23 protein-coding genes are annotated in these 24667 nt (G+C 46.5%); 9 read left to right on the forward strand and 14 right to left on the reverse strand.

Annotated features, from left to right (window positions below; translation table 11 throughout):
• Nucleotides 1–56 precede the first annotated feature (56 nt).
• The 4 genes from C943_RS17205 to C943_RS17220 form a co-directional block, all read right to left on the reverse strand.
• Nucleotides 57–830, reverse strand: a complete 774-nt coding sequence (locus C943_RS17205) for a nucleotidyl transferase AbiEii/AbiGii toxin family protein (protein WP_245545562.1) — start codon at nucleotides 828–830, stop codon at nucleotides 57–59.
• 68 nt (nucleotides 831–898) lie between these two features.
• Nucleotides 899–1537: a type IV toxin-antitoxin system AbiEi family antitoxin domain-containing protein gene (locus tag C943_RS17210; protein WP_008630453.1), complete on the reverse strand. Its 639-nt coding sequence runs from the start codon at nucleotides 1535–1537 to the stop codon at nucleotides 899–901.
• A gap of 251 nt (nucleotides 1538–1788) precedes the next feature.
• Entirely contained in the window at nucleotides 1789–3636 is a 1848-nt protein-coding gene (locus tag C943_RS17215) for a gamma-glutamyltransferase family protein (RefSeq protein WP_040481144.1), read from the reverse strand.
• 1 nt (nucleotide 3637) lies between these two features.
• Entirely contained in the window at nucleotides 3638–4774 is a 1137-nt protein-coding gene (locus tag C943_RS17220) for a peptidase associated/transthyretin-like domain-containing protein (protein ID WP_008630457.1), read from the reverse strand.
• Nucleotides 4775–4813: 39 nt separating this feature from the next.
• On the opposite strand from C943_RS17220, the gene C943_RS17225 reads away from it, so the two are divergent.
• The gene (locus tag C943_RS17225; protein WP_008630458.1) at nucleotides 4814–6169 is read left to right on the forward strand and encodes a DEAD/DEAH box helicase; all 1356 of its coding nucleotides are present in this window, start codon (nucleotides 4814–4816) and stop codon (nucleotides 6167–6169) included.
• A gap of 23 nt (nucleotides 6170–6192) precedes the next feature.
• On the opposite strand, the gene C943_RS17230 is transcribed toward C943_RS17225, so the two are convergent.
• Complete coding sequence (locus C943_RS17230; RefSeq protein WP_008630459.1) at nucleotides 6193–7422, reverse strand: serine hydrolase domain-containing protein; 1230 nt, start codon at nucleotides 7420–7422, stop codon at nucleotides 6193–6195.
• Nucleotides 7423–7581: 159 nt separating this feature from the next.
• Here C943_RS17230 and C943_RS17235 point away from each other — a divergent pair, with 159 nt between their 5' ends.
• On the forward strand, nucleotides 7582–8832 hold the full coding sequence (locus tag C943_RS17235) for an NAD(P)/FAD-dependent oxidoreductase (RefSeq protein WP_008630460.1): 1251 nt from the start codon (nucleotides 7582–7584) through the stop codon (nucleotides 8830–8832).
• A 1-nt stretch (nucleotide 8833) separates the two neighbouring features.
• Nucleotides 8834–10219 carry a Rossmann-fold NAD(P)-binding domain-containing protein gene (locus C943_RS17240; protein ID WP_008630461.1) on the forward strand — a complete coding sequence of 462 codons (1386 nt, stop codon included), beginning with the start codon at nucleotides 8834–8836 and terminating at the stop codon, nucleotides 10217–10219.
• Here C943_RS17240 and ggt read toward each other — a convergent pair.
• The 3 genes from ggt to C943_RS17255 all read right to left on the reverse strand — a co-directional run bounded on the left by ggt (nucleotide 10216) and on the right by C943_RS17255 (nucleotide 14701).
• Nucleotides 10216–11922, reverse strand: a complete 1707-nt coding sequence (gene ggt / locus C943_RS17245; protein ID WP_008630462.1) for a gamma-glutamyltransferase — start codon at nucleotides 11920–11922, stop codon at nucleotides 10216–10218. The genes C943_RS17240 and ggt overlap by 4 nt on opposite strands.
• 1 nt (nucleotide 11923) lies before the next feature.
• Nucleotides 11924–14278: a S9 family peptidase gene (locus C943_RS17250; protein ID WP_008630463.1), complete on the reverse strand. Its 2355-nt coding sequence runs from the start codon at nucleotides 14276–14278 to the stop codon at nucleotides 11924–11926.
• Between the two features lie 90 nt (nucleotides 14279–14368).
• Nucleotides 14369–14701, reverse strand: coding sequence for a hypothetical protein (locus C943_RS17255; protein ID WP_008630464.1), 333 nt, complete (start codon nucleotides 14699–14701; stop codon nucleotides 14369–14371).
• A 217-nt stretch (nucleotides 14702–14918) separates the two neighbouring features.
• Between C943_RS17255 and C943_RS22310 the strand changes: the two genes are divergently transcribed.
• The 3 genes from C943_RS22310 to C943_RS17265 are packed head-to-tail and all read left to right on the forward strand — an operon-like array spanning nucleotide 14919 to nucleotide 16181.
• Nucleotides 14919–15077, forward strand: a complete 159-nt coding sequence (locus C943_RS22310) for a hypothetical protein (RefSeq protein WP_008630465.1) — start codon at nucleotides 14919–14921, stop codon at nucleotides 15075–15077.
• The gene (locus C943_RS17260) at nucleotides 15074–15553 is read left to right on the forward strand and encodes a DUF2452 domain-containing protein (RefSeq protein WP_008630466.1); all 480 of its coding nucleotides are present in this window, start codon (nucleotides 15074–15076) and stop codon (nucleotides 15551–15553) included. The genes C943_RS22310 and C943_RS17260 overlap by 4 nt, the downstream gene beginning before the upstream one ends.
• The gene (locus tag C943_RS17265) at nucleotides 15534–16181 is read left to right on the forward strand and encodes a DUF7255 family protein (protein WP_008630467.1); all 648 of its coding nucleotides are present in this window, start codon (nucleotides 15534–15536) and stop codon (nucleotides 16179–16181) included. Before C943_RS17260 ends, C943_RS17265 begins: the two co-directional genes overlap by 20 nt.
• 19 nt (nucleotides 16182–16200) lie before the next feature.
• Here C943_RS17265 and C943_RS17270 read toward each other — a convergent pair whose 3' ends face one another.
• The gene (locus C943_RS17270) at nucleotides 16201–16818 is read right to left on the reverse strand and encodes a deoxynucleoside kinase (RefSeq protein WP_008630468.1); all 618 of its coding nucleotides are present in this window, start codon (nucleotides 16816–16818) and stop codon (nucleotides 16201–16203) included.
• A gap of 38 nt (nucleotides 16819–16856) precedes the next feature.
• Nucleotides 16857–17750: a 3-hydroxybutyryl-CoA dehydrogenase gene (locus C943_RS17275; protein WP_008630469.1), complete on the reverse strand. Its 894-nt coding sequence runs from the start codon at nucleotides 17748–17750 to the stop codon at nucleotides 16857–16859.
• Nucleotides 17751–17899: 149 nt separating this feature from the next.
• On the opposite strand from C943_RS17275, the gene C943_RS17280 reads away from it, so the two are divergent.
• The gene (locus tag C943_RS17280) at nucleotides 17900–18727 is read left to right on the forward strand and encodes a CvfB family protein (protein WP_008630470.1); all 828 of its coding nucleotides are present in this window, start codon (nucleotides 17900–17902) and stop codon (nucleotides 18725–18727) included.
• On the opposite strand, the gene C943_RS17285 is transcribed toward C943_RS17280, so the two are convergent.
• Nucleotides 18724–19083 carry an arsenate reductase family protein gene (locus C943_RS17285; protein ID WP_008630471.1) on the reverse strand — a complete coding sequence of 120 codons (360 nt, stop codon included), beginning with the start codon at nucleotides 19081–19083 and terminating at the stop codon, nucleotides 18724–18726. The genes C943_RS17280 and C943_RS17285 overlap by 4 nt on opposite strands.
• Before the next feature lie 103 nt (nucleotides 19084–19186).
• Between C943_RS17285 and C943_RS17290 the strand changes: the two genes are divergently transcribed.
• Together C943_RS17290 and C943_RS17295 are read left to right on the forward strand one after the other, a co-directional pair.
• A complete protein-coding gene (locus C943_RS17290; protein ID WP_008630472.1) occupies nucleotides 19187–19678 on the forward strand; it encodes a YkgJ family cysteine cluster protein in 492 nt (163 codons plus the stop codon).
• Nucleotides 19679–19727: 49 nt separating this feature from the next.
• Nucleotides 19728–20654 carry an ROK family protein gene (locus C943_RS17295; RefSeq protein ID WP_008630473.1) on the forward strand — a complete coding sequence of 309 codons (927 nt, stop codon included), beginning with the start codon at nucleotides 19728–19730 and terminating at the stop codon, nucleotides 20652–20654.
• Between the two features lie 57 nt (nucleotides 20655–20711).
• Here C943_RS17295 and C943_RS17300 read toward each other — a convergent pair whose 3' ends face one another.
• From C943_RS17300 to C943_RS17310, 3 genes are all read right to left on the reverse strand, one after another.
• Nucleotides 20712–21197: a hypothetical protein gene (locus tag C943_RS17300; protein ID WP_008630474.1), complete on the reverse strand. Its 486-nt coding sequence runs from the start codon at nucleotides 21195–21197 to the stop codon at nucleotides 20712–20714.
• 64 nt (nucleotides 21198–21261) lie between these two features.
• Nucleotides 21262–21867 carry a hypothetical protein gene (locus tag C943_RS17305; protein WP_008630475.1) on the reverse strand — a complete coding sequence of 202 codons (606 nt, stop codon included), beginning with the start codon at nucleotides 21865–21867 and terminating at the stop codon, nucleotides 21262–21264.
• A gap of 19 nt (nucleotides 21868–21886) precedes the next feature.
• Entirely contained in the window at nucleotides 21887–24190 is a 2304-nt protein-coding gene (locus C943_RS17310) for a TonB-dependent receptor (protein WP_040481145.1), read from the reverse strand.
• Between the last annotated feature and the right edge of the window lie 477 nt (nucleotides 24191–24667).

Raw genomic sequence — 24667 nt, forward strand, 5'->3', positions numbered from 1 at the left:
TGATTTTCATTTTAGCCAATACTATGGCTTGAAAGGACTACGACAAGAAAATTAATTTATTTCGTCTTCAGTTTTTCAACCAATTCCAAAAAATACGCTGTTGTCCATATATCCAACCCCTCCGGGTCAGGAATAAACCGAACCACATCTTGTTTTACCCGATCGAAATCCAGACTCTCTATTTTCTGCTTCAAAAGCGCTCTGATCCCTGATTCATCCACCGGCCGTGTGAGGTCACCTGATTCAATGGCCCGAACTGAGAAATGTTCGAGGTTGATAGGAACTCCCTTTCTGATATACCACTCCAAATCAAACCAATCTCTGCCTTTCACCCTGGATTTCGATTTTCTGAAAAGCAAGGCATGCATTTTACCTGCAAACAAATCCTCAATTCTTAGGCAATTGACATAGAAAGAAAAGGGCTTCAACAAGAGTTTGTTTTCAGTCTGAAACTGCAAGGGTGGAAACACATCTACTTCAATTTTGATTTTTAGGGAAGGTTTAGTGAGTGGTAGTTTGAAACTGGCACTTTCCAAGACCAATTCTTTCCACTCGGTGTCCGCCTTGAGAAAGGCAGATTCTATTTGAGAATTTGGGTTTCTCGGTTTTTCCTTTACCGAGACGTTCATTCCTAATGCCTCAAATTCGGCCGTCAGGAAAGGTAGGTATTCCACAAGCGAGAAGCTTTGGCTCTTTTTTAAAAGTGTGAAATCCAAATCTTCCGAGAATCTTGGAAGTCCATAAAATATCCGTAGACAAGTGCCTCCATAGAATGCGGCTTCCTTGAAGAATCCGGCACGATATAGTCCAGCCAGTGCGATTTCTTGCATGATTTCCCTCAAAGCGGAAACAAACTGTTCTTCACTTTTAGGTTTATATTGGTCAATCCACGATACGATCATGATTCAACAAGGGTGTCTACCAATAACTTCAAACTCGTTTTTTTGGGAGAAAGTGGAACCCATTCACCCATCGTTCTCAAATCCAAGTCCCTTAATTCAGCGATGTCCATGCGCAAATCCTCCTCAAGATATTCCCTCACTTCCAACTTACTACGAAATAACGTCCCAGAAGTCAGCACAATCTTGTCCCAAAGTGCCTTTTCCCGGCTGGCTATCATGAAAAAACCTGACTCAGGATTCCCCTGACTGATGATTCCAAGTGAGAAATAGCTTGCCCTCACTTGCGAGTAGTCAAACCGGCCAAAGGGCGTATCGAAAATTCTGTTCGGTCGGGTTGTGACGGAACTGGTTTGAAAAACCCGTTCTGGGATCATTCCATGGAAAGAAAGGGCGGAATCCAATGAGACATAACTTGGCCCATGGAGTTGATTGGCGAGGAGGTAGGGATTGGGGATATTGTTAGATAGCTTTTGCCCTAGCACATATAGCCCCTTTTTCACCTGAATCAAATCCCCTTTTTTCACCCAATAGTTAATCTTGTCATAGGGTCGTCGATATCCATTTAGAATGGGCAAAATGGATGAGGTCGCAAGAGGGATTTTTCCAAGGTTCATCAATTCCAACAATTCATTCATATGTCAAAAATATGATATTAATTCGAAAAAATTCCGAATTAATATCATAAAAATTACATTAATTCATTGCTAAATGACCGATTTATTGGTATGGAAAAAAGCTCCTAGGAACGAACTCTTAAAATTGGCGAGGCGAAAAACTCCTAATTTCTCTCAATCACGAAGGAAAACCCTCCAGCTTGCCAACACTTTTTACCGTTTCCAACCTCCCAATTTTCCAATTTTAAAATTCTTCAATTCCCAATTTCCCACTACCACGCAATTCCATAATCCTCGCCATGGTTGCTGGAACCGCCCCAAAAGGTCCCGTGCTTCCAGTCAAACCAAATGGCGTTCAAAGGACCTGAAGTGCGGTCAAGGAAGTTCATCTTGTAGCCTCGATTGCGCAGGTCATTGCGCACCCACGCAGGGATTTGGGTATTGAGCTCTATCGAACCGGGTTTCGATTCATGTGCACCAAATGAAGACTGGATTTGGTAGTTGTGGATATTGGCGGCTTCCGTGGCTTGCTGCACGGTCATCCCAAACTCTACAATGTTGAGGAAAAGCTGCAGCAAGTCCTGGTCTTGGGTATCGCCTCCCTGAATTGAAAATGACAAAAACGGTTTCCCGTCCTTCAAAGCCATGGATGGCGTCAGCGTCACGCGTGGGCGCTTACCGGGCTCAAGTACGTTGAACGGATTGAGGCGCTCGTCGAGGACAAAGCTCTGCATCCTTTGGCTGAGTCCGATACCGGTATTCCCTGCAATGGTAGCTGGCACCCAACCTCCCGAGGGCGTTACTGAAACTACCCAGCCTTCCTTGTCAGTGGCTTGGATGGACGTCGTGCCCGCGAGAAAATGTGCTAGGAACGGATCCTCGGGACCTTGGATTGGCAGCTCGGGACGGTCATAGGCGAGGGCATCCTTTCGTTTTGAAAGTAGATCGAGGAAGGGATTTGTTTCGCCCTGAAAAGGGTAGGGGTCCCCAGGGCCGATTGTTTCGTCATTCTTTTCCTGAATCAGTTTTGCCCGTTCCTTTGCGTATTCCTTTGACAACAAACCTTTCATTGGGCTCTTAGGTCCAAAATCGGGGTCCCCGTAGTAGAAGTCCCTGTCCGAAAAAGCCAAACTCATTGCTTGGTACAGGGTATTGATGTAGTTGGCCGAATTGTAGCCCATTGCCTTCAGGTCGAAGTTCTCGAGGATATTCAGGCTTTGCAGGAGGGCTGGACCTTGGGTCCACTCCTGAAGCTTGTAAACGTCGATCCCTTTGTAATTGACCGTCAATGGTTCTTCAATTTTTACCTTCCATTTGGCCAGATCTTCCATGGTGAACAAGCCGCCCTGCTCGCGGGTACCCCTCACAATCTCCTGTGCGATATCACCTTTGTAAAAACGCTCATAGGCTGCGTAAATGGCTTCTTTGCGCGATTTCCCTTTCTTCAATGCTTGTTTTTCGGCCTCTACCAACTTGGCCAGTGTATTGTACAAATCCTCCTGTACGAATATTTCCCCGGCATGTGGAGCTTCCCTTTCCTCACCCAAATGCGGAAGGAATACCTTTTTAGAATAGGGCCATTCTTTGATCTTATCCTTGTTGTTTTCGATCATGTTGGCGGTTTGGGCTTCGATCGGATAGCCTTTTGCCATTTGCATGGCGGGGGCAAGTACCTGTTCGAGGCTCATCGTGCCATATTCTGCCAGCATGGTCATCAGTCCACCGGGAGTACCGGGTGTGGTGGCAGCGAGTGGTCCAAATTCTGGTGGGTAGGCCATCCCTTTTTCCTTATAAAATTCCACCGTGGCGCCAGTCGGAGCCACACCCATGGCGTTGATGGCAATAACTTTTTTGGTATGCGGATTGTAAATCAGGGCTTGTGTCTCTCCACCCCAACTCAGTACATCCCACATGGTACATACTGCCGCCAACATCGCGCATGAGGCATCAACCGCATTGCCTCCTTGGCTGAAAATCATAGCACCTGCAGTCGCTCCGAGTGGCTTTCCAGTGATCGCCATCCAATGTTTTCCATGGAGGGGAGGTTTTTGTGTCGACTGTGAAAAAACCGTTCCCATGATCAGGACGACAATGAGACAAGTAATAATTGTTTTCTTCATGTCAGTTATCGATTATGCTATCAACGAGGGGAGCAAAGCCCTCAAATTGGCTGTTGTAGTGGGTGAAAAGGCTGAACCAGCTCGCTTCGTTTTTGGTCTCAAGTCTGTTTTCTTCTGCAAAAGCCATCATTTCCTCAGCCTTTTCCCCGAAAATCTCAAAGAATTTCTTCTTTTTTTTCGGTACTTCGAATAGGTTTTTCCCTACCAGATAGTAGTAGACGTTCCGTTTTACGATCCGGTCATCGGGGTCACCGACCATCAACGCCTGATTATAGTTGGATTCACGAATTGAGGCAACGGTTCTGCGTACGAGGGGCATTTTTCCATCCACCAGTACTTCAAAAAAACCCGCGATCGGTGCGCCTTCATCCCTGAAATCCAAACCGTTGACAAAATAGCGGGGCACTTTGTGCTCACCATCGATCAACACGATATTCCGTACCCGGATTCCTGGAAGGGAGCTCGCTTCGTTGGAATTTTCGGCCCTGATTTCAAAATTGTTGGAATTGATATTGTAGCGAACGAGGTATCCTTCCATGATTTCATCGTTCCTATAGAGCAGTATCGAGGCCTTGTTCCATTTTTGGTCCAAGTAGAAATTGCCGAATAGTCTTTTTGGTTCGGGTGGAATCCCAAATACCTGCTGTCCTCCCACAAAATTTGGCCTTTTTGAAAACAGTTCGGCGACGTTGGTGGCACGGATTGTCTTTTGCAGCGCTGCACCTGAGGGATCCTCAAATCCATATGGAAACAAAGTGATCATCCCCAAATTCAAGTCTTTGTCCTTGATTTCGATCCGGGATTGGTAGCCCTGGAAATTGACGAAGTTGATCGTCATGATATAATCCCCAGGAATGACACCGGGAATGGTAAAGTTGCCCGCATCATCTGACAATGCAAAATAGGGCGTTTCCTTGAGGATGATCGTGGCGCCTGAGATGTATTCGTCGTTGGCCCCATTACGGAGAATACCCTTTATATGGAATGTTTGTGCGAAGGATTCCAAAGGCAATGTCAAAGCAACAAGCATCAACAAAAAGAGGGGAAAAGCATGCAAATATTTGGCCTTCAAGGTGGTAAGCTTTAGGTTGGTGATAATATAATCGCCGCTCTCGGGATAAAGTTTTGGAATATGCATTCCTTCGAGTACTTTTAAAATGAAATATAATGATAGATTTTGAAATTTACCGATTTTAGTTTTGAATCCAGCCTACAGGAAGGCTTGGATTCGATGGGTTTTGATCGCCCTACACCCATCCAAGAGTCCGCGATTCCATTGATACAGCAAGGAAAAGACGTAATCGCTTGCGCCCAGACCGGAACGGGAAAGACCGCCGCGTTCATTTTGCCGATTCTTGACAAGATCACCCGCAGCGGAAACAGCGGTCTGAATACGCTCATTTTGGCGCCTACACGCGAATTGGCAATCCAAATAGATCAACAGATCCAAGGATTTGCATATTTTCTTGGGATTTCCTCCATTCCAGTGTATGGTGGTGGTGACGGCATCGCTTGGGAGCAGCAGAAGAAGGCCTTGGAGTTTGGCGCTGAAATCATTGTGGCTACTCCGGGACGACTCATCGCCTTGCTGGCGGGAGGAAAGATCAACTTCGAAAGTCTGGAGCATTTGGTGCTGGACGAGGCGGACAGAATGTTGGACATGGGTTTTTCGGATGATATCTTGAAGATCGTCAACTATCTACCCAAGAATCGCCAAACAGTCATGTTTTCCGCGACGATGCCACCAAAAATCAGACAGTTTGCAAAGCAACTTTTGAACGAACCGGAGGAGATTAGCATCGCAATTGGGAAGACTGCCTCTGGGGTGACCCAAGCTGCTTACATGGTTTTTGAGTCGCAGAAGGAAGCTTTGATCCGTGATATTCTCACCCGGAAAAACTACGAGGCAGTGATCATTTTTGCCTCTACCAAAGAAAAGGTCAAGTCGATTTTCAAGCTGTTGAAAAAGGACTTTGAGGTGGAAGCATTTCATTCTGATCTTGAGCAAGTTGAGCGGGAGAAGATCATGTCCAGATTTAAAAACAGATCGCTCAAAATCCTAATCGGTACGGATATTATCTCGCGTGGGATAGATGTCACGGGCATCGAATTGGTAGTCAATTTTGACACACCAAACGATCCTGAGGACTATGTACATCGTGTCGGGCGGACAGCCAGGGCCGATGCCAAGGGTGAGGCGATCACATTCATCAGTGACAAGGACCAGTACAAGTTTGTCAGGATCGAGAAACTGATTGGCATGGAAATCGAGAAGTTGCCGCTGCCGGAGGGATTTGGTGATGCGCCTGCGTACAAAGGTGCACAACCTGCCAAATCGCACCAGCCATCTAATAGGGGTCCTAAGGAGGGAAAGAAAAAGCCCTTCGGGAAAAAGAAAAAACCTGGAAACAAACCCAGGCCTATTCAGGAGGGTGTCGTTGCCGCACCAAAGCCCAGTCAAACTCCCGCCCCAGCATCACAGGGTGATTCTAAATACTCGAAAAGAAAGAATGTGCTCGGTGGGGAAGGTTGATCAAAACCAATAGTCGGAGAAGATTATTTCTTGGGTAGACTTTCCAAAACCATCCTGACCAATTCGGCCTTTTGGTCGTTTTTGATCCAGCGGCTCACAATCACGAGGTCGTTTTCCTCATCCACATAGACCATATTTGTCCCTGCCCCCAAATGGAAAAAAGCAGTTTCCGGTGCGGCAGGGATTTCTTTTTTGTCCGTATTTAGAAAATAATTCATGAATCCATAATTCGGCTGTACAGACGTCGGCGTGCGGGACAATCTGATCCAAGACTCTGAAATCACCTGTTGGCCGTTCCATTTCCCTTTTCTAAGGGTCAAGTATCCGAATCGGGCTTGGTCATAGGCCGAAATGAAAAGTCCTCCGCCCCAATGTGAACCTCCACTCACGGATTGCATGATTTGACCATCCAAAATCACGAATGAGTTTTCATAACCCGTCCACCTCCAGGTCGGGCTAGCGCCGATTTTGTCCATCAATTCTTCCTTCAAAACCACAGGAAGCGGCTTTCTCCACACCTGCAAAGCTGCCAAGGCCAAGACATTGACGCGGGTGTCGTTGTATTTGTACACGGTTCCGGGTTCATTTCGAGGTCGCGTAAGCCAATCTTTGCTACTGCCTTGCGGACGGTCTGCCCAGTCGGGTTTGCCCCAAAGCGTTCCTTCCCAATCGGAAGTCTGACGCAGAAGATGCTCCCAGGTAATTTTCCTGTTGTGTTCACCCGCAAATAGGTCAAATACATCTTCTTCCATCAGGTGGTCGGCTTTGTTTTGAAAAGCTCTGTTAGGATCATAAGGGACGATTGGACCCATATAAGGATGCACAAGGTCCTTTTCGCTTGCAATCAGTTTTCTATCAACGGCCAGTCCCACCGTAGTGGAGAGAAAACTCTTCGCCACACTGAAAGTCAGGTCAACCCGATTTGGATCGCCCCATTTTGCGATCACGTATCCTTTGTAGATCACGAGACCATTTGCTGCACCGCGGTCTTTCATAGGTCCGACCGGAAAACCAAAAGGCTCCCTGCCAAAGGCACTCTGGTAATGGGCCAGTTTTAGATTTTTGCTTTCTTCACTCTCCTGCGCAACGGCGAAATCCACTGCAGCCTGTAGTCTCGCTGCATCGACGCCCATTTCTGTGGGTTTCTTTTCCCCCCAAGATCCCGAAGGTGGGAAATACGCGGATTGGCCGATGACTTCCTGGCTGATTTGGAGGGATAAAACAAAAAGGATGGTTTTGAATACCGGTCTCATGGTGATTTTTTGAGAAAATTAAGGGGAAATCACTCAGGGTGATCGGAATATTACAGGACTTGCAACCTGCCATGGCGATTGGCTTGAAATCAGTGAAATAATTGGCCTAGAAAACAATTTTTATGGAAATTGGTCATATTACAAACAGGACTCATCAGGATGAAGGAAGCAAACATTGTAATCATTGGTGCGGGGATTTCTGGATTGGTTGCGGCATATGAGCTGGAACTTGCTGGATATTCGCCCACTATTTTGGAAGCCTCCGACGGTGTTGGAGGACGGGTAAGGACAGATAAAGTGGCCGGTTTTTTACTGGATAGGGGTTTTCAGGTTTTGCTCACTGCTTATCCGGAAGCTCAGCGCTATTTGGACTATGATGCCCTCAAGCTGCGCAATTTTGAGTCAGGCGCCATGATTTTCAAGCCTGGGGATATCTACATCGTTCAAGACCCTATCAGGAACCCGCTCCAGGCGCTGACTATGGCATTCTCCAAAGTAGGTACGGCGATGGATAAGATTCGGATTTGGAACCTAACCAACAAGCTCAAGAAGATGTCTGATGAGGAGATTTTCTCCGAACCGTCGATGAGTACGATGGATTTTTTGAAGAAGTATGGATTCACAGACCGCATCATTGAGAATTTCTTCGCTCCGTTTTTCAAAGGAATTTTTCTTGAAAACGAGCTGCAGACGTCCTCCAGGATGTTCAAATTTGTCTTCAAGATGTTTTCCATCGGCCACGCGGCCGTTCCTGAAAATGGGATGCAACAGATTCCCAACCAATTGCTGGGAAAGCTAAAGAAGACGAGGCTGCGGTTCAATGCTGCGGTGAAGCGTATCGAATCCGATGGCATTTTGTTGTCAAATGGAGAAAAACTCCCCGCTGACAAGGTGATCGTAGCCTGTCAGCCAGATCGCGTACTGCCCCAATTGAGTGGTCAGGGCAGCGAATACCATCGTGTCATCAATATTTACTTCAGCTTGGAAAAGTCATTTGTCGGAAAACCGATTATCGGATTGATTCCAGACAAGGATTTTCTGATCAACAACTTTGTTTTCCTTACCGATGTCTCCAAGGCATACAGCCAAACTGGAAAGGCTTTGCTTTCGGTCAGCATCACCAAAAATGTCTCGGCGGACGATCATCTCATCAAGCTCGTTCAAATCGAATTGGAAGCACTCACGGGAATCAACTCGGCGTATTTTATTCCTGTTAAAACCTATGAAATCGAGGAGGCACTTCCGCGGGTAGATGAGCTGAAATACAATCTACTTCCAACGCAAACCAAGGTACATGACCATGTTTATTTGGCGGGTGACTATTTGCTCTATGGTTCGCTCAACGCCGCGATGTTGTCAGGACGCAGGGCTGCCGAGGCGGTGATTTTGGCACTCCAATCTACTTTTTGATTTGAAGCCAACCGTAGCCATAGCGGGTGCCGGGGGATATGTAGGCCGATGGTTTATCGATCGGTTCAAGGACCGTTACCATATCGTTGCGCTCAGTCGTTCGGATGTGGCGGTGCCGGTTGACAGTGAGGTAGAGTGGAGAAAGGTGGAGATGTTTTCGATCACCTCAACCTCGGAGGCGCTGCAAGGGGTGGATTATGCGCTGTACCTGATCCATTCGATGGGCGCCACTACCCGTCTCAACCAAGGAAGTTTTGAGGATACAGACCTATTGCTCGCAGACAATTTTGTCCGGGCAGCCGAAATCAACCAACTGAAGCAAATCATTTATCTGGGAGGCATCATTCCTGAAGGCAAGAAAGAGGAGGATCTTTCGGCCCACTTGCGTTCAAGATTGGAGGTCGAAAAAACCCTGGGAAGCAGATCAGTGCCAATGACGGCAGTACGTGCGGGAATAATCGTTGGTCCCGGTGGCTCTTCGTTCAGCATGATCCAAAAGCTTGTCCAAAAGTTGCCCATCATGGTCTGTCCAAGTTGGACAGGATCCAAGACCCAAGCCATTTCCCTTCAAAACAACCTTGACATACTCCAATCTTGCCTTGGGAATCCAAAAGCATTTGGAAAAATCTATGAAATCGGTAGCCCCGAGGTGCTCACCTACAAATCCATGTTACAGCAAACCGCGGATGTGTTGGGGAAAAAGCGATTTATATTTTCAGTGCCCTTCCTGAGTGTCGGTTTTTCGAAGCTTTGGGTTGGATATTTTGGGGAAAGTCCGGCAAAGTTGGTCGCACCGCTGATCGAAAGCCTCAAACACGACATGCTTGTCGCCTCGAAGTATCGGTTTGACTTGAAAGAAATCGCCTATGATAGTTATTCTGAGAGCGTGCGGCATGCCTTGGCATTCGAAAACGCCATCCCAAGGCTTCCGAAATTCAAAAAGAACGAGCGTATTCTGAATACAGTCCGCAGCATCCAAAGACTTCCCAATACCCGCCACCAAAGCGCACTATGGATTGCCAATAGGTACAAAGTTTGGTTGCCGACCTTTTTCCGGTTTTTGATCAGGGCTGAGGAAAACAGTAGGGGAGACTTGGGGTTCTTTCTTGCCTACGGGAAAAAGCCCATGCTCCAACTCACCTGGATTCCGGACCGCAGCGACATTAAGAGACAGCTTTTTTACATTTCAGGCGGTTGGCTTGTCAAGCGCTTCGACTATGGATGGCTGGAGTTCAGGGAAGTATTGGGAGGAAAATACGTGATTTCGGCGATCCACGAGTTTGTTCCCAGGCTACCTTGGTTCGTATATATCCTCACACAGGCCAAAATCCACCTATGGGTAATGAAGAGTTTTAGAAAGTACCTCGAGCAATACAAGGGAAGCTAGAACCCGGCCGCCTTGTCGTCCCCACGACGATCCGCGCCTCCTTCCAGTCGGCCATTTGGAAGCAACAGGATAGCGTCGACTTTTCCTATGATGGGGCTGTTGCCTTCATTGATGAGATAGCCCTTGGATTTGAGTGCCGCGAGTGTTTCGGCAGAAAAACCCTCGGGTTCAAAATTGATCAGGTCGGGAAGCCATTGGTGGTGGAATCTAGGGGCGTTGACCGCTTCCTGCATGGTCATATCAAATTCGATGACGTTCAGGATTGTCTGCAGCACCGAGGTAATGATCGTCGACCCGCCGGGCGTTCCAACAACCATAAATAGTTTTTCGTCTTTTTCCACAATCGTCGGTGTCATGGAGCTTAGCATGCGTTTCCCTGGTGCGATACTGTTTGCCTCGGCGCCGATCAATCCAAACATGTTGGGTACGCCTGCTTTTGCGCTGAAATCATCCATCTCATTGTTCAGAAAAAAGCCCAATTCCTCGCTATACAATTTGGATCCAAAGGCTCCGTTGAGAGTCGTTGTCACAGAGACGGCATTGCCAAATGGGTCCACGATGGAGTAGTGGGTCGTTTCGTCGCTTTCGACAAATTGGATATTGCCTGCGGAGACTTCCGAGGAAAGAGTAGCCTTATCTGGATTGAAAGTAGACATTCTTTCCTGGAGGTATTCGTTTGAGATCAAGTCGGAAACCGGGATTTCCACAAAATCGGGATCGCCCAAAAAGTAATTTCGGTCGGCATAGGCCCGGCGTTCGGCTTCTGTCAGCACCTGGACATATTCTGGCGAATTGTGTCCCATCGAACTCAGATCAAATCGCTCGAGCATACCCAGTATCTGGGCCAAGGTGACACCGCCACTGCTTGGGGGCGCCATGGATATGATCTTGTGGCCTTTATATTCGAATAGGATGGGCTCCCGCCATTTGGCCTCGTATTGCGCCAAATCTTCGAGGGTAATAATCCCCCCTTTTTCAGCAAGGAAACTAACCAATGCTTGGGCGGTTTGGCCTCTGTAAAACTCATCTTTTCCGTTGGAGGCAATACGTCTCAGCGTCTCTGCAAATGCAGGGTATTTGATCGTGTCGCCGGCTTGAAATTCCCTTGCAAATGTCGATTCCGGACCGTTGACTTTGATGATCGCTGGACGGCTGTTGGCGAAACTGCGTGCCTGATTCTCCGTGACGACGACTCCTTTCTCTGCCAGTTTGATCACCGGATCGATGATATCGGCAAATGGAATACTTCCAAATTTTTCATGAACCGCAAAAATGCCAGCTACAGTTCCTGGCACACCCACCGCAAGCGCTCCGAGTGTGCTTAATTCCGGAATCACGTTTCCTTCCTCATCCAAATACATGTCCCTGTGTGCGGCCATGGGCGCCTTTTCCCGGTAATCCAATGATCCGATCGAGCCATCGGCTTGCCGGTAAACCATGAATCCGCCTCCTCCGATATTTCCCGCAAAGGGGAACGCAACGGCCAATGCCAATTCTGTAGCAACCATCGCATCAAAGGCATTTCCGCCTTTTTGCATGATTTCCATGCCGATTTGAGAAGCTTCAACACGGGCGGAAACGACCATGCCCTTTTCGGACACAAGGCCACGATTTGCTTCTTGCTGGTCCTTTTTTACTGTACAATAGGAAAGCGAAAGAAGAAGGAATAGCGCTAGGAATTTATGGAATCGGCCTTTATTCATGTTATTTCAAAAGGGTGTCGTTGAAGAGTTTCAGTATTCTCTTGTACTCATCTGTCCAGCTGCTGGGTTCCACAAATCCGTGGTCCTCAACTGGATAAATTGCAATTTCCCAATTGTCTTTTTCCAATTCGATAAGTCGCTGCGCGAGCCGAACAACATCCTGAAAATGCACATTGACATCCACCATTCCATGTGCGATCAAAAGATTTCCCTTCAATCCTTCTGCAAAATAAATCGGCGAGGACCTGCGATAGGCGATGGGGTCATTGAATGGCTCGTTCAGAATGTTGGAAGTGTAGCCGTGGTTATAGTGCGCCCAGTCGGTTACGGAACGCAATGCCGCACCGGACTTGAAGGTATCCGAAGCGGTAAATAATGCCATCAGGGTAATAAATCCACCGTAACTGCCCCCGTAAATGCCGACTTTGCCGGGATTGACGCCGTGGTTTTGGACAAGAAACTTCGCTCCATCGACCTGGTCTGAAAGGTCTTTTCCACCCATATGCCTATAGATTCCCGTTCTCCAATCCCTGCCGTATCCTGCGCTGCCACGGTAGTCGATATCGAGGACGGTGTAGCCCATATCGGCCAACAGGTTGTGGAACATGTATTCACGGAAATAGCTTGACCACCATTTGTGCACGTTTTGCAGGTACCCGGCACCGTGGACAAAAATTACTGCCGCGCCGTTTTTCTTTGCAGGATCGGGGGTGTAGAGCCTGGCTGGGACATCAGCGCCATCCGCGGCTTTGAAAGTCACCAAAGCCGGATCGCGCCATGCGTAAGTCTTGAATTCTTCGCTTTGCCCGAATGTGAGTTGTTTTGGCTGGGATTTGGGTGTGTTTGCTTGGATGAAAAGCTCCCAAGGCTTGTTGCTGTAGGAATATAGAATCGCCAGGTTTTTCTCATCAGGTGAAAGACTTACTTCATTGTTGCCCGTCATCGTGGTGAGTTTTTCCATTTTCCCACCCATCAATGGCATCATATAAAAATGCCTTTCACCGGGATGTACCTCTGAAGTCGTCAGGTACCAGTATTTCCCATTCTTCGAAATAAACGGGTCAAAGACTTCAAATTTCCCTGCGGTGAGGGCTTTCTTTTCACCCGTTTCGACGTTGAGAATGTACAAATGGGAGTATCCGGATTGCTCAGACTGGAAATAAACATGCTTGTTGTCAGGAAGCCATCCCAAAGTGCCTCCGCCAAAACCACCAATTCCAGGTCCGGCTACCCAAGCCTCGTCCCGCTGCCTGTCAAGGGATTTCAATCTGCCCTCAGCCAAGTCTATCAGTGCAATCCAACGATCCTTATTGTCAATCGCACGGATGTTGACCACGGCGTATTTTCCATCTCTGGAAAACACAGGCGCGCCAAAAGTCACTTTTCGCTCCTTCGGTTCCCAGGTTTTTTCCGGATAGTCTTTCACATAATCTGGTAGGTCGGTAATGCCCGGCAGGTCCGCTACTCCTACCATATAGGCTGTGTCCTTCTTCAGGTCATATATTGCCAATTCAAGCGTGGGAGGGTTGTCTCCAACTTTGCTTCGGGTGGGCAGGTTTACAGTGTACCCGGAGGCGTCGACGTAGTCAGGGACGATTGTGGATTTGTTTTCCGCCCGGGTGAATAACAATATTGTCGCGAAATTTTCATCCGGTGAAAGCTGTAGATTTGAAATAGCCTTGGATCCTATATAGAATGAATACGGCTCTTTTTCCCGTGTTGCTTCTTGATAAGCCTTCGATTTAGCTTCTTTTTGCTCGCGTTCGTTAATTACCGAAAGCAAGGCAAGGTTGTCTTCTTTCAACCATTTTTCGCGGTCAGCCGCCCTATCTTCTTTGTCGCTGGGTTTGTTTCCAGATTGGATTCGTGTGAGACGTTGGAGCTTTCCGGATTGGATATCAAGGACGTAGAGATTGTTGCCTGACTCTAAGGAAACTCGATTTTCATTGGCCAAAAAATTGGGGTTTCCGATTCTCTCGCCCCACTTCAGCACACTTTGCTTGTTGCCCGTAACAAGGTCCAGGATCATTAACTCACCATTTTGGGAATAGATCCTTTTCGTTTTTGCATGATTATAACGTGCGTTCCTAGGCGTCAGCGACCGCTGTTCGGTAAGGCTGACTTTTTGGATATCGCTAGGATTTTGCAACGAGATTTTATAAAGTGAGTCCGCTGGATTCTGATCGGGATTGTATCTGAAGTAAATCGTCTGACCCTTGTCATCCCACTGAATATCAGTCGGAAAAGTACCCATCCATTTTGGGTCCCGCATGATTTTCTCCACACTGAGTTGTTGGGAGTTTGCCGTAATAGAAACTGCAAACAAAAGGATGTGAAGTATCCAGATTCTCTTCATAAGGTTTGTCTTGATTCTTGGGAACAAATTTGGCCGATGATTGCGGAAGTAAAATATAAAAATGTAGAGAGGTTAAAAAATGATGTAGGTTCAGATGGAGGCAAGGAACGAACGGAGCTCGTTTTCAATGATTCCGATCTCGCGGGTCAATTCCTGGTAGTGACCGAATGAATTTTCCAGGTCTCCTTCAATGGTTTCCAACAATTTCCTGGTCTGAATGGCACCGATATAACTGAGGCTTGGTTTTGCCTTGTGGCACTTTTTCTTGATAGTAGCCCAATCTGACGTGTCATAGAGAGGTTCCATGTGCTTCAGCTCTTGAAGATTCGTGTCCAAGATAATCTGAATCATTTCCTCCAACATCTCCTTGTCATCGTCTCCAAAATACTGAAAAATAGTTTGTGGGCTAATTAGCTGATACATAAAGTGTTAAATATCTGAATAATGTATATAACATTCAAATTTATGTATTTCAAATGAATAATCTTTTGTTTCACGGGTTTTTTTTGAAATCATTCTTTGCATGGTAGTTTCATTGTTTGAAGTGTGGACAGATTTGCCGCAAGATGTCTTTCTGAAAGTTACGGATTCGCTATTTTTACACCCACAAACAACTGGCTGATCGATCAGTTATAGCTGTATGAAAAAGAATAAAGTCATCTTTTTGATTTTGGCGATCGTATTCCTTTTGGGCATGGTCCTCATCGGGCTGGATATATCCAGAAGGACCACCTTTCCTGGTTCAAAAGGAAATTTGAAAGAAAGAATAGCACCTTCTGATTCCATTCCAGTCAAATGAAACCAATAAAAATCGACATTGAAAGCATTGACTTGGATCGGATGAAGGAAAAAACCACCGATCAGCCCGGGCTTTTGCCCTATGCGCACCATGCTGGAAGCGGTGTCATCAAACCCGAAGATAAAGGGAAAATAACCGGACGGGCCGTGGCGGCGATGCATTCCCAAACCGAAATGCAGATGGGTCAGATTTACCAACAAATGCAACTGTTGGCGGAGCAAGCAAAAATGATCCAAAAACGGGTGGAGATTTCCGAACGTATCTACCGCACCTCCATTTCTTTCGAGCCCCTGATCAACCACCATTATTTTCTGTATGAAAAGGAGGACGGAACGGACTTTATGAGCATGGTTTCGCCGGAAGAGTGGGGAAGAAAGAAAAGATTTGCGAAATTTATTGCAGAGGTCAAGCTGCTGGCTGACCATACTTGGGATATTATCCGAAAAGGACCTACTGATGCATCAACTGAAAGTTGACAATCTTCTTGAAGTCCTCCAAGAGGCGAATTTAGAATTGGACTACCAATTCAGGGTGGAAGTTCATGCACAATACATTCGTGAAAAAGAGCAAAACCTACTTCGAGATGTCCTCGATTTGCTTGGAGGAAAGGGAGATGTCCCAACATTGGATACACTGAAATTTGACTTCAAAATCGGCCGCCAAGTATTCGTGTATGATGATGAAGCCCACTTCAATCGATATCGGTTAAATACTTTTAAATCAGATATTTATAATATTTTCTCATTTCCTTGGGTGGAGGCTTACAAGCGCCTTTGCCGTAATCATGAAAAGGATTGTCTGAAAACTGGCATGCAAGAGCGCTTATGGAACGGCCCGCCGATTGCAGCTAAGGTTTTTGGTAAAAGTGAGGACCCAGGTGATTTATCTGGCAATGGTTCCGCGGGCTGGAAGTTGAACGCCTACAATGATGTGCAGTATGATCTAGTAAGTCGCCTTCACGGATTTAAATTGGTGCGGATTCCTGTTTACGAAAACATCATGATCGGCGGCTCGCTCAAAAAAATCGATGACCTGCTTTTACATCCCAAAGAGGAATATCGAACAGGGATAAGAAATTGGTTTATAAGGAAAGTCCAGCAGTGACCTTTGTTGGCTCGTATTTTCACGCAAACAACCCAAAAATCTCCCGATCGACCCGCTGTACGATAGAGGAAAAGTCCTCAGGGAATTCCACAAAATCCATTTGATTGACATCGACGATGAGGAGCTTCCCCTTGTCGTATCCACCGATCCAGTCCTCATAGTGGGCATTGAGGTTCTTGAGGTAATCAATCCGGATGGCATTTTCATAGTGCCTTCCACGCTTTTCGATCTGTCCGACCAGTTTTGGGATATCGGCCTTAAGATAAATCAATAAATCCGGCGCTTTCACAAAATGGATCATCGAATCAAAAAGCGCCAGGTAGTTTTGGTAATCCCGATCGGAGATCAGTTTTGATTTATACAGATTTGCCGCGAAAATGTAAGCATCTTCATAAATCGTCCGATCTTGGATGACTGATTGTCCACTTTCGCGGATGCGCTTGATCTGATTGAATCGGCTGTTGAGGAAAAAGACCTGCAGGTGGAAAGACCAGCGCTTCATGTCTTCATAGAAGTCCGCCAAGTAGGGATTGTTTTCCACCGCTTCCAATTCCGCCTGCCAGCCGTAGTGCTTGGCAAGCTTGATGGCGAGGGTTGTTTTTCCACTTCCGATGTTTCCGGATACCGCAATATGCATGATTCTCTAATTTCTTGACTTGGGCTTAATTGATAACACTATCTTTTGACAAAGCGCGGGGACACCACCAAATCCTTGCTTCCCGCGGTATATTGGTAAAACCCTTCTCCGGTTTTGGCGCCTTTGAAGCCTGCTTCCACCATATTCACCAACAGCGGGCAAGGGGCGTATTTTGGATTGCCAAACCCCTCATTCAGCACCCTCAGGATGGAAAGGCACACATCCAAGCCTATAAAATCTGCTAGTTGTAAAGGACCCATTGGATGTGCCATGCCGAGTTTCATCACGGTGTCGATTTCCGAAACACCCGCTACTCCTTCGAAAAGCGTGTAAATCGCCTCGTTGATCATCGGCATCAGAATCCTATTGGCAACGAATCCTGGATAGTCATTAACCTCTACCGGTACCTTTTCGAGCTTTTGCGAAAGATCCATCACAGTTTTGGTGACCTCATCACTTGTCGCGTACCCTCGAATTACTTCTACAAGTCGCATCACGGGTACGGGGTTCATGAAGTGCATTCCGATGACCTTTTCGGGCCTTTTGGTTACCGCCGCGATTTTGGTGATGGAGATGGATGAAGTATTGCTCGCGAGAATGGCATGCGCTGGACTAGCTGCATCCAACTGTCTGAAGAGGTCTAGTTTGATGGCCATGTTTTCTGTCGCTGCTTCGACGACGAGATCCGCATTGGAAACACCTTCTGCCAAAACCGTGAAGGTTTTGATCCGGCCAAGGGCATCTGTCTTCTGCTGCTCGCTGAGGAGGCCCTTCGAAACCTGGCGGTCCATGTTTTTGGAAATGGTCTGGATCGCCTTTTCCAATGCCCCCGCATTGATGTCAATCACGGAAACTTGATATCCAAATTGGGCAAAAACATGTGCGATTCCGTTGCCCATTGTCCCGGAACCAATTACCGAAATGTACTGCATAAAGATTTGGGTTTATATGATTGAGGATCAATAGCAAAGGCGAAAATTGACCCGACGTTTGCCTCTTTTTGGATTTCTGATGGCCAAATCTATACCGAATTGAAAGCAATTCCAACCTCCAAATCACTTAATTTGGCTACATTTGGCGCATGAAAGAACTAGGAAAAATCAGTTCGCTTGTCATCACGAGGTTTTCTCCCAATGGAGCCTACCTTGCTTTGGAAGAAGGGGGAGAAGTACTGTTGCCCAAAGGATATTTGAAGGGAAATGAAAAGGAGGGAGAGGAAATCGAGGTTTTTGTGTATACCGACAGCGAAGATCGTCCCGTCGCAGTCACCCAAATACCCAAGGCGCTATTGGATGAATTTGCCGTCATGGAAGTGAAACAGGTGACGAAGTTTGGGGTTTTTGTCGATTGGGGATTGCCTAAGGATCTTTTTGTTCCCAATGCCGAGATTGGTCGCCGCATGGAAGAAGGACAAAAGCATTTGGTCCGTGTTTGCATGGACTTTCGTACCAATCGCCTCATAGGCTCAAATAAGTATGAGGACTTTATTTACAGGGATACACAGGGATTTGAGCCAGGTGACCAGGTCGATGTGCTGATTTTTGAACTTACTGATCTTGGATACAAGGTGCTGATAGAAGGAAGCTTCGAGGGATTGATTTATGCAAATGAGGTTTTCAAGCCTTTAAGAATCGGTGATGTGGTAAAGGCTTATGTCAAAAAGAGGAGGGATGACGGGAAGTTGGATCTTCAGCTCACACCGATGGGAAGAGAGAAATATGAAGAAGGGGCTGAAAAAATCCTGGAAGTCTTAAAAGTCCGGAAATTTTTGCCCCTTCACGATAAATCATCCCCTGAATCTATCAAAGAGTTGCTGGGAATGAGTAAAAAACACTTTAAACAGTCGATCGGTCAGTTGTACAAGGCAAAAATGATTCTTATCAAGGATGACGGAATCGAGCTTGTCTAATCCAACTCCAACAGGTTGTTGGGGGTAAGACAAAGCACCGCGCGTTCTCTCTTGATGGCTATCGGTGCCTTGAGCAAGTGCGGATTCCGGATCAGGATATTTAGCCATCCTTCGTCATCCCAAGTCCTTCCGGCGATCAGATTTTGATAATCCGGATGGGCACGGTTGAGAAGGTCTTTTGGTCTCAGTTGCAGTTTGTCCAAGATAGTTCTCCAACCCGTACTTGTGATCGGCTCCTTTTCGACATTGATTTCATTGACATGATTCGAAACGGCCTTGGCGTAAGCCCTCATCTGTTTGTCCACCGAGTGACTCGGATTATAATACAGAAACAGTTCGTTGGGATGTGATTTCATAACTGTCTGATTTTAGGATAGATAAGGTAGTAAATTTTGGTAGAAATACCAAGAATATTTGAGATTGAACATCATTTAATATCAGACTGAATAGATTTTATCCATGATTGACTTGGAATTATTTAGGCAAAAAAGCAGCAGTGAGTATCCCGGAAACAGGAAGTTGGTAGCGAAACTCAAGCTACTGAAGGGAAAACAACTGGATGGGAAATTTGCAGAAGCCCATGAGAAAAAGTTTCAAAAGATCGATTGCCTCACCTGTGCGAACTGCTGCAAAACGACCAGTCCGATTTTTCTACAGACTGACATCGAGCGCCTCGCCAGGGTGTTTGGAATGAAACCTTCCGAGTTCATTGATGCCTATCTGCACCGGGACGAGGTGGGGGACTATGTGTTGAATTCATCCCCTTGTCCGTTTTTGAATGCCGACAATACCTGTTTGGTGTATGCTGAAAGACCAAAAGCCTGTAGGGAATACCCTCACACCAATCGAAAAAACATGCACGGCATCCTGAATCTAACGCTCAGGAATACATTGGTTTGTCCAGCAGTGTTTGAAATATTTCAGGACTTTGGTAGTCAATATGGAAAGTAAATGCAATCTCTTTCTTATTTTAGGGCGCAAAACCTATTAAATAATAACCATGGATAAAGGAGAACAGCACTTTTTGGGTGTGGATGTCGGTGGGACCCATCTAAAGATTGGTTTGGTTTCGAAAAAGGGAGAGATTATTTCCTTTGAGAAAATTGATACCGCTCCCTATCGCGATGATAAGGCGGGTTTCAGCAACCGCTTTACTGAGGGAATGGGCAGTATTTTGGCCAAATACCCAGAAGTGAAAAAGGTCGGAATCGGCCTCCCAGGCCTCATCAGTAAAAACAGGACTACTACACTTGAAATCCCCGCAATTCCCGACTTGAATGGATTCAATCTCAAAGGTGCGCTCAAAGAAAAGTATCCAAATATCTCATTTTACCTCGAAAATGACGCCGCTGCAGCAGCAATAGGAGAATACAGATTTGGGAAGAATAATCCGCCTGACGACTTTTTGTTCATCACTATGGGGACAGGCATCGGTTCGGCTTTGGTGTTGGATGGAGAGATATTCAAAGGTGCGCGCGGAAATGCTCTGGAAATGGGCCACATGCTTTCCCGGGGAAACGAAGGCCTCGAAAAGCTGATCGGCAGAAACGGAATCCTTCGTATCATGGAGCGGTTTATCCAAGGCTATCCTAGACTCGCGGGTGACTTGCGGGACAAAGAATTGGGAACGCACCTTTTGGTGGACACCGCCAAGGCAGGCAATGAGGTATCGCTGATGGTTTTTGAGGAAGTCGGCAGGATTTTGGGTGAAGCCATCGTCTCTACAATCCGGGTTTTAGATGTGACAAACGTCTATTTTGGAGGGGGGATCTCCGCGGGGTTGGAATTCATGATGCCATCCTTGGACAAGACAGTCAGGCAATATTTGACGCCTTATTATGTGGAAGATCTTAACTTGATGAAAGCGACGTTGGAGAATAATGCCGGTACGCTCGGAGCAGCTGCTTTGTGTTTCATGGAAGATTAAGGGATTTCAAACTAGAAATAAAAAAGGCTGTCCAAACGATTGGGCAGCCTTTTTCATTTATTGCTTGGAGGTGCTTGCACTATCGCTTTCCATCACCTCAGGCGTCAAAAGCCTTTTGAATTTCCCGTGAATAAGGACCATTTCTTCATACAGTACCTTTTGGTAGTCCAAGTGCTCCGCGTCACTGAAAGGTTTGCTAGGATTATGGACATGGTATTTTCGCTCCTTGTGCCCTTCGTGTGCCTCACCATGTTCGTGGTCATGCGACTCATGGTCATCATGTGCATGCTCATAGCCCGGCACCTCAATGATGTCCTTATCCCAAGTCTTGAGCTGGTCCTTTAGCTCTGAATAGTCGATGCCAGCTTCCTTTACCTGCTTTTCGAGCTCAAGAATCTCTTCACGTAGGTCTAGTGATTTCTGGTGGTAATCATTGGCTTCGGCATAGATTTCAGGATTTCCTTCGATCTTTTTTTCTTGGCTACAAGCCGCCATGATTCCCGCAGAAAGCAGCAGCAGAAAGGGTTTTTTAAACTTTTCCATTTTATTTTTTTTTGTCAAGTTAAAAAAAGGCTGTCTTTTATAAAAACAGCCCTTGTGAATTAGGTTAGTTCAGCACCAATGGAAATGAGATGTCTAGATCTGTTTCACCTCCCGCCTGGGTAAAATTCTGCCAGTGCGGATTGTTGGCGCCGGGGAAATTTTTGTCCAAGTCGTGTCTCAGGATCAACCGGAACGTGGCGTTGTTGAATCCCGGCGTGGGGATAAGCGTAACCGCTCCGAGTAGTCCGACAGGATTACCATTGGCATCCTCGTCACCGTAAGTGTATGCACCAACAGGTGATCCCACAAAGGCTGTACCTAGGAAATAGAATTGGTGTTCTTCTTTTTCTTCTTCAATCTCCTCGGTGATGTCCTCATTGGCGATTCCGTTGAATAGGCTGATTTCCAGACGATAGGTTTTGCCCTTTGTCAAATTAATCGTACCGATCGTAGGTGCAGAACCGCTTTCCAAGCCTTGCGGATCAGATGCCTTCACTTCGAACGGAGTACCAAGGCCTGCCACTGGATCGACTTCAGTGAATCTCAGGGTAACCTCCGTGATTACTTCACCTTCGTTTTCTTCTTCTGGATCTTCGCTTTTGCAGGAGGAAAAGACCATCATTGCGGTGAATGACAATAATAGGATAAAGGCTAGATTTGCTTTTTTCATTGTATTAGTTGATTTGGTTTTAAAATTCAAAATTGATTTTCAGGAGTACATTCCTCCCGATTTCATGGGAGAAGTATCGGAAACGGTTCATGTAGTCCCGATATGAAACGTCAAAGAGATTATTGACCTGTAGTCCGAGTGTCAGGTTGTTTTTGCCGGCCTGAAATCCCGTCTGTGCGGCAATGTTCCAAAGGCTATAGGCGGGTGGGGCAGGGGCAAAGTCAAAGTCTGGCACACGGGTTTGCTCCGCTACCAGGAGATTACTGATCGAGATGCGGCTTTCCTTTCTCCGTTTATGTTGGGGAAGGAGAAAACCCAAACCAGATTCGATTCGATCTGAAGGGATAAAGGGAAAGTAAGTATCTGACTCAAGATTCTTTGCCCTGACGATTGAGCCACGGGTAAACACCTCCCATTTTGGCATGAATGTCCAATTCAGGTTCAAATCGGTTCCCAAAAAACGGGCATCCGCCTGTAGGTATTCGAAGACATTGAAGGTCCCCCTAAGAGAAACAAATTGCTCGTCCTTTGGACTGAGATAAATGTAATCACGAATTTGCTGCGCGTATCCGGTAAGTTCGACGACAAGGTTTTTATCAGTGTATTGAAGCGTGTTGATCCATTTCAATGATTTTTCGGAAACCAAATCCGGATTCCCAATCTCTACAGCTGCAAGCCCGTGGTGAAGACCTTGGCTGAAGAGTTCGTTCACGTTGGGCGCGCGCCAAGCAGAGGCCAAGTTGGAATTGAATGTAATGTTTCTGGACAGGGCATACAGTCCGCCGAGAAATGCCGAGAAGTTCTCGAATCGCAGGTCACTCTCCTGCAATTCACCTCTGACAATCCGGGCAGTTTCCAGCCACCTTCTATCGTACCGTAGGCCTCCTTCGATTTCCAATGGCCCTTTGGTAAATTTTTGGATTGCGAAGGCCCCCAGATTGACCATGTCATAATTGGGGATCAAAGGCACTACGCCAGTGCCGGGAATATTTGAATTAGCCTGTTGGATAACTTGAAATCCAGCGGAACCGCTCCAATTTTTCCTGGTCTGATGGCTGATGAAAGCATCCAATGTGTTGGTGAAGAGCTCCAAGTCTAGCGATGGCCGTTCGTTTCTTTCACCTCTTCTTCTATCAAATTCCTGCCGGTTGTTTCTTTGAAAAGCATACTGGACATTGATTTTGGCAGCAGGACTGAGGTGGAAGTGGCCCTTCAACTTCAGGATTTGATGGCTGACGTTTTGCTGGGGATTTCGGATCGAATAGGTGAAATCAGCCTCCCTAAACGGTCTCCCATTTTCAATGATGCTTTCCAAATCAGAAAGGTTGCCGGTATGTGCATCTGCCAAGATGCCTATGTTTGTTTGAAAATGGCTCACATAAGCCTCAGTGCCAAGTCTGTCATTGCTGTAACCGACCGCTCCAGAAAAATTCAATTCCCGAATACCTGTGTTGTCCAGCATATATTCCGGCGTATGCAAATTGCCTGCGACCCTACCGGAACCTTGTACACGGTAGCCTAATCCTCTGATCTTTTCAGAACCTCCGGAAATATATGCGGCTGTTGCAAGACCGCGACCGTTGGAAAAACCAACCAAATCGACCTCTCCTTTTTGTCCAGCGGAAACAGGCAAAGGTGCCGGATTTACCAGAATTACGCCTCCCATTGCATCCGGTCCAAAACGTACAGATTCAGCACCTTTGACCACTGTGATTTCTTTCGCGAGAAAAGGGTCAATTTCAGGTGCGTGTTCTGCACCCCATTGTTGTCCTTCCAACCGTACGCCATTGTTGAGAATCAGTATCCTGTTGCTGTGCAAGCCATGGATCACCGGTTTTTGGATGGTAAAGCCGGTGCTGTAGGAAGTCACCCCTGGTATTCGGCGAAGCGTTTCGCCCAGGCTTTCCCCCCGAGAGGCTTTCAACTCATCTCCCCTAAATATGCCTAGTGTATTGGCTGTCATCAAAGCTTCTTGGTGCCCATGGATATCCACACCTTCCAAATCGATATCCTCAGCCTGTAATCGAAAAGTGAGACTCAGGTTTCCATTGATTTCGATCTGCTCGAGATGCTCTTGATGGCCGATGTATTGTATTTTTACCCGATCTTTTTTTGCACAGAGGCCACCGATTCGGAAATTGCCCTGCACGTCAGTCACAGCACTGATTTCATGCTCAAACAACCAAACCAATGCGCCTTCTATCGGCTCATTATTTTCCAAATGGACGACTTTTCCCCGAAGTATATATTTGCAATCTACTTGCCCATTTGTCAGGAATGGAAGTAGGAATAGCAGTAGTATTGGGAAGAGTCGCAGGGTCATTTTTGAAACTATGTTGCAAAAGTAGATCGGGGAGCGCGGGATTCCAAGAGCAAATGCAACTTTGTTTCAAAATACACCCAAGGATTGCTGTGAGGGCATGCACCTTTGGGGGTATCTCTGATGAATGTGTAAGGAGCTTATTTGGCGATTTGCTAAAGGAAAAAGGTGTATTCCTTTGCGATAGTTGAAAATAAAAAAGCTGTTCTTTCGGAACAGCCTTTTGACCAAACAAAACACAACATGAAGGGGTACAATTGGTGCCTGCCCCTCAATAGGCTCAAAAGCCACCTATCAGAAAACGAAAAGCAGGACTTGGGGGTAAGCGTGTTTCATACTTTCTCAAACTGTCTTCTTCATGCCTAAGTTACGCAAAAGGCCAGCTTTTCAATATTGAATGATTTTATGGTTGTGATTGAATTTTGTTGTGGAAATAATCGGAGTAGCGAGTGGAATTCAAATTAGCATGGGCTTGAAAAT

It is taken from the genome of Mariniradius saccharolyticus AK6 (genome assembly GCF_000330725.2).
Taxonomy (GTDB): Bacteria; Bacteroidota; Bacteroidia; order Cytophagales; family Cyclobacteriaceae; genus Mariniradius; species Mariniradius saccharolyticus.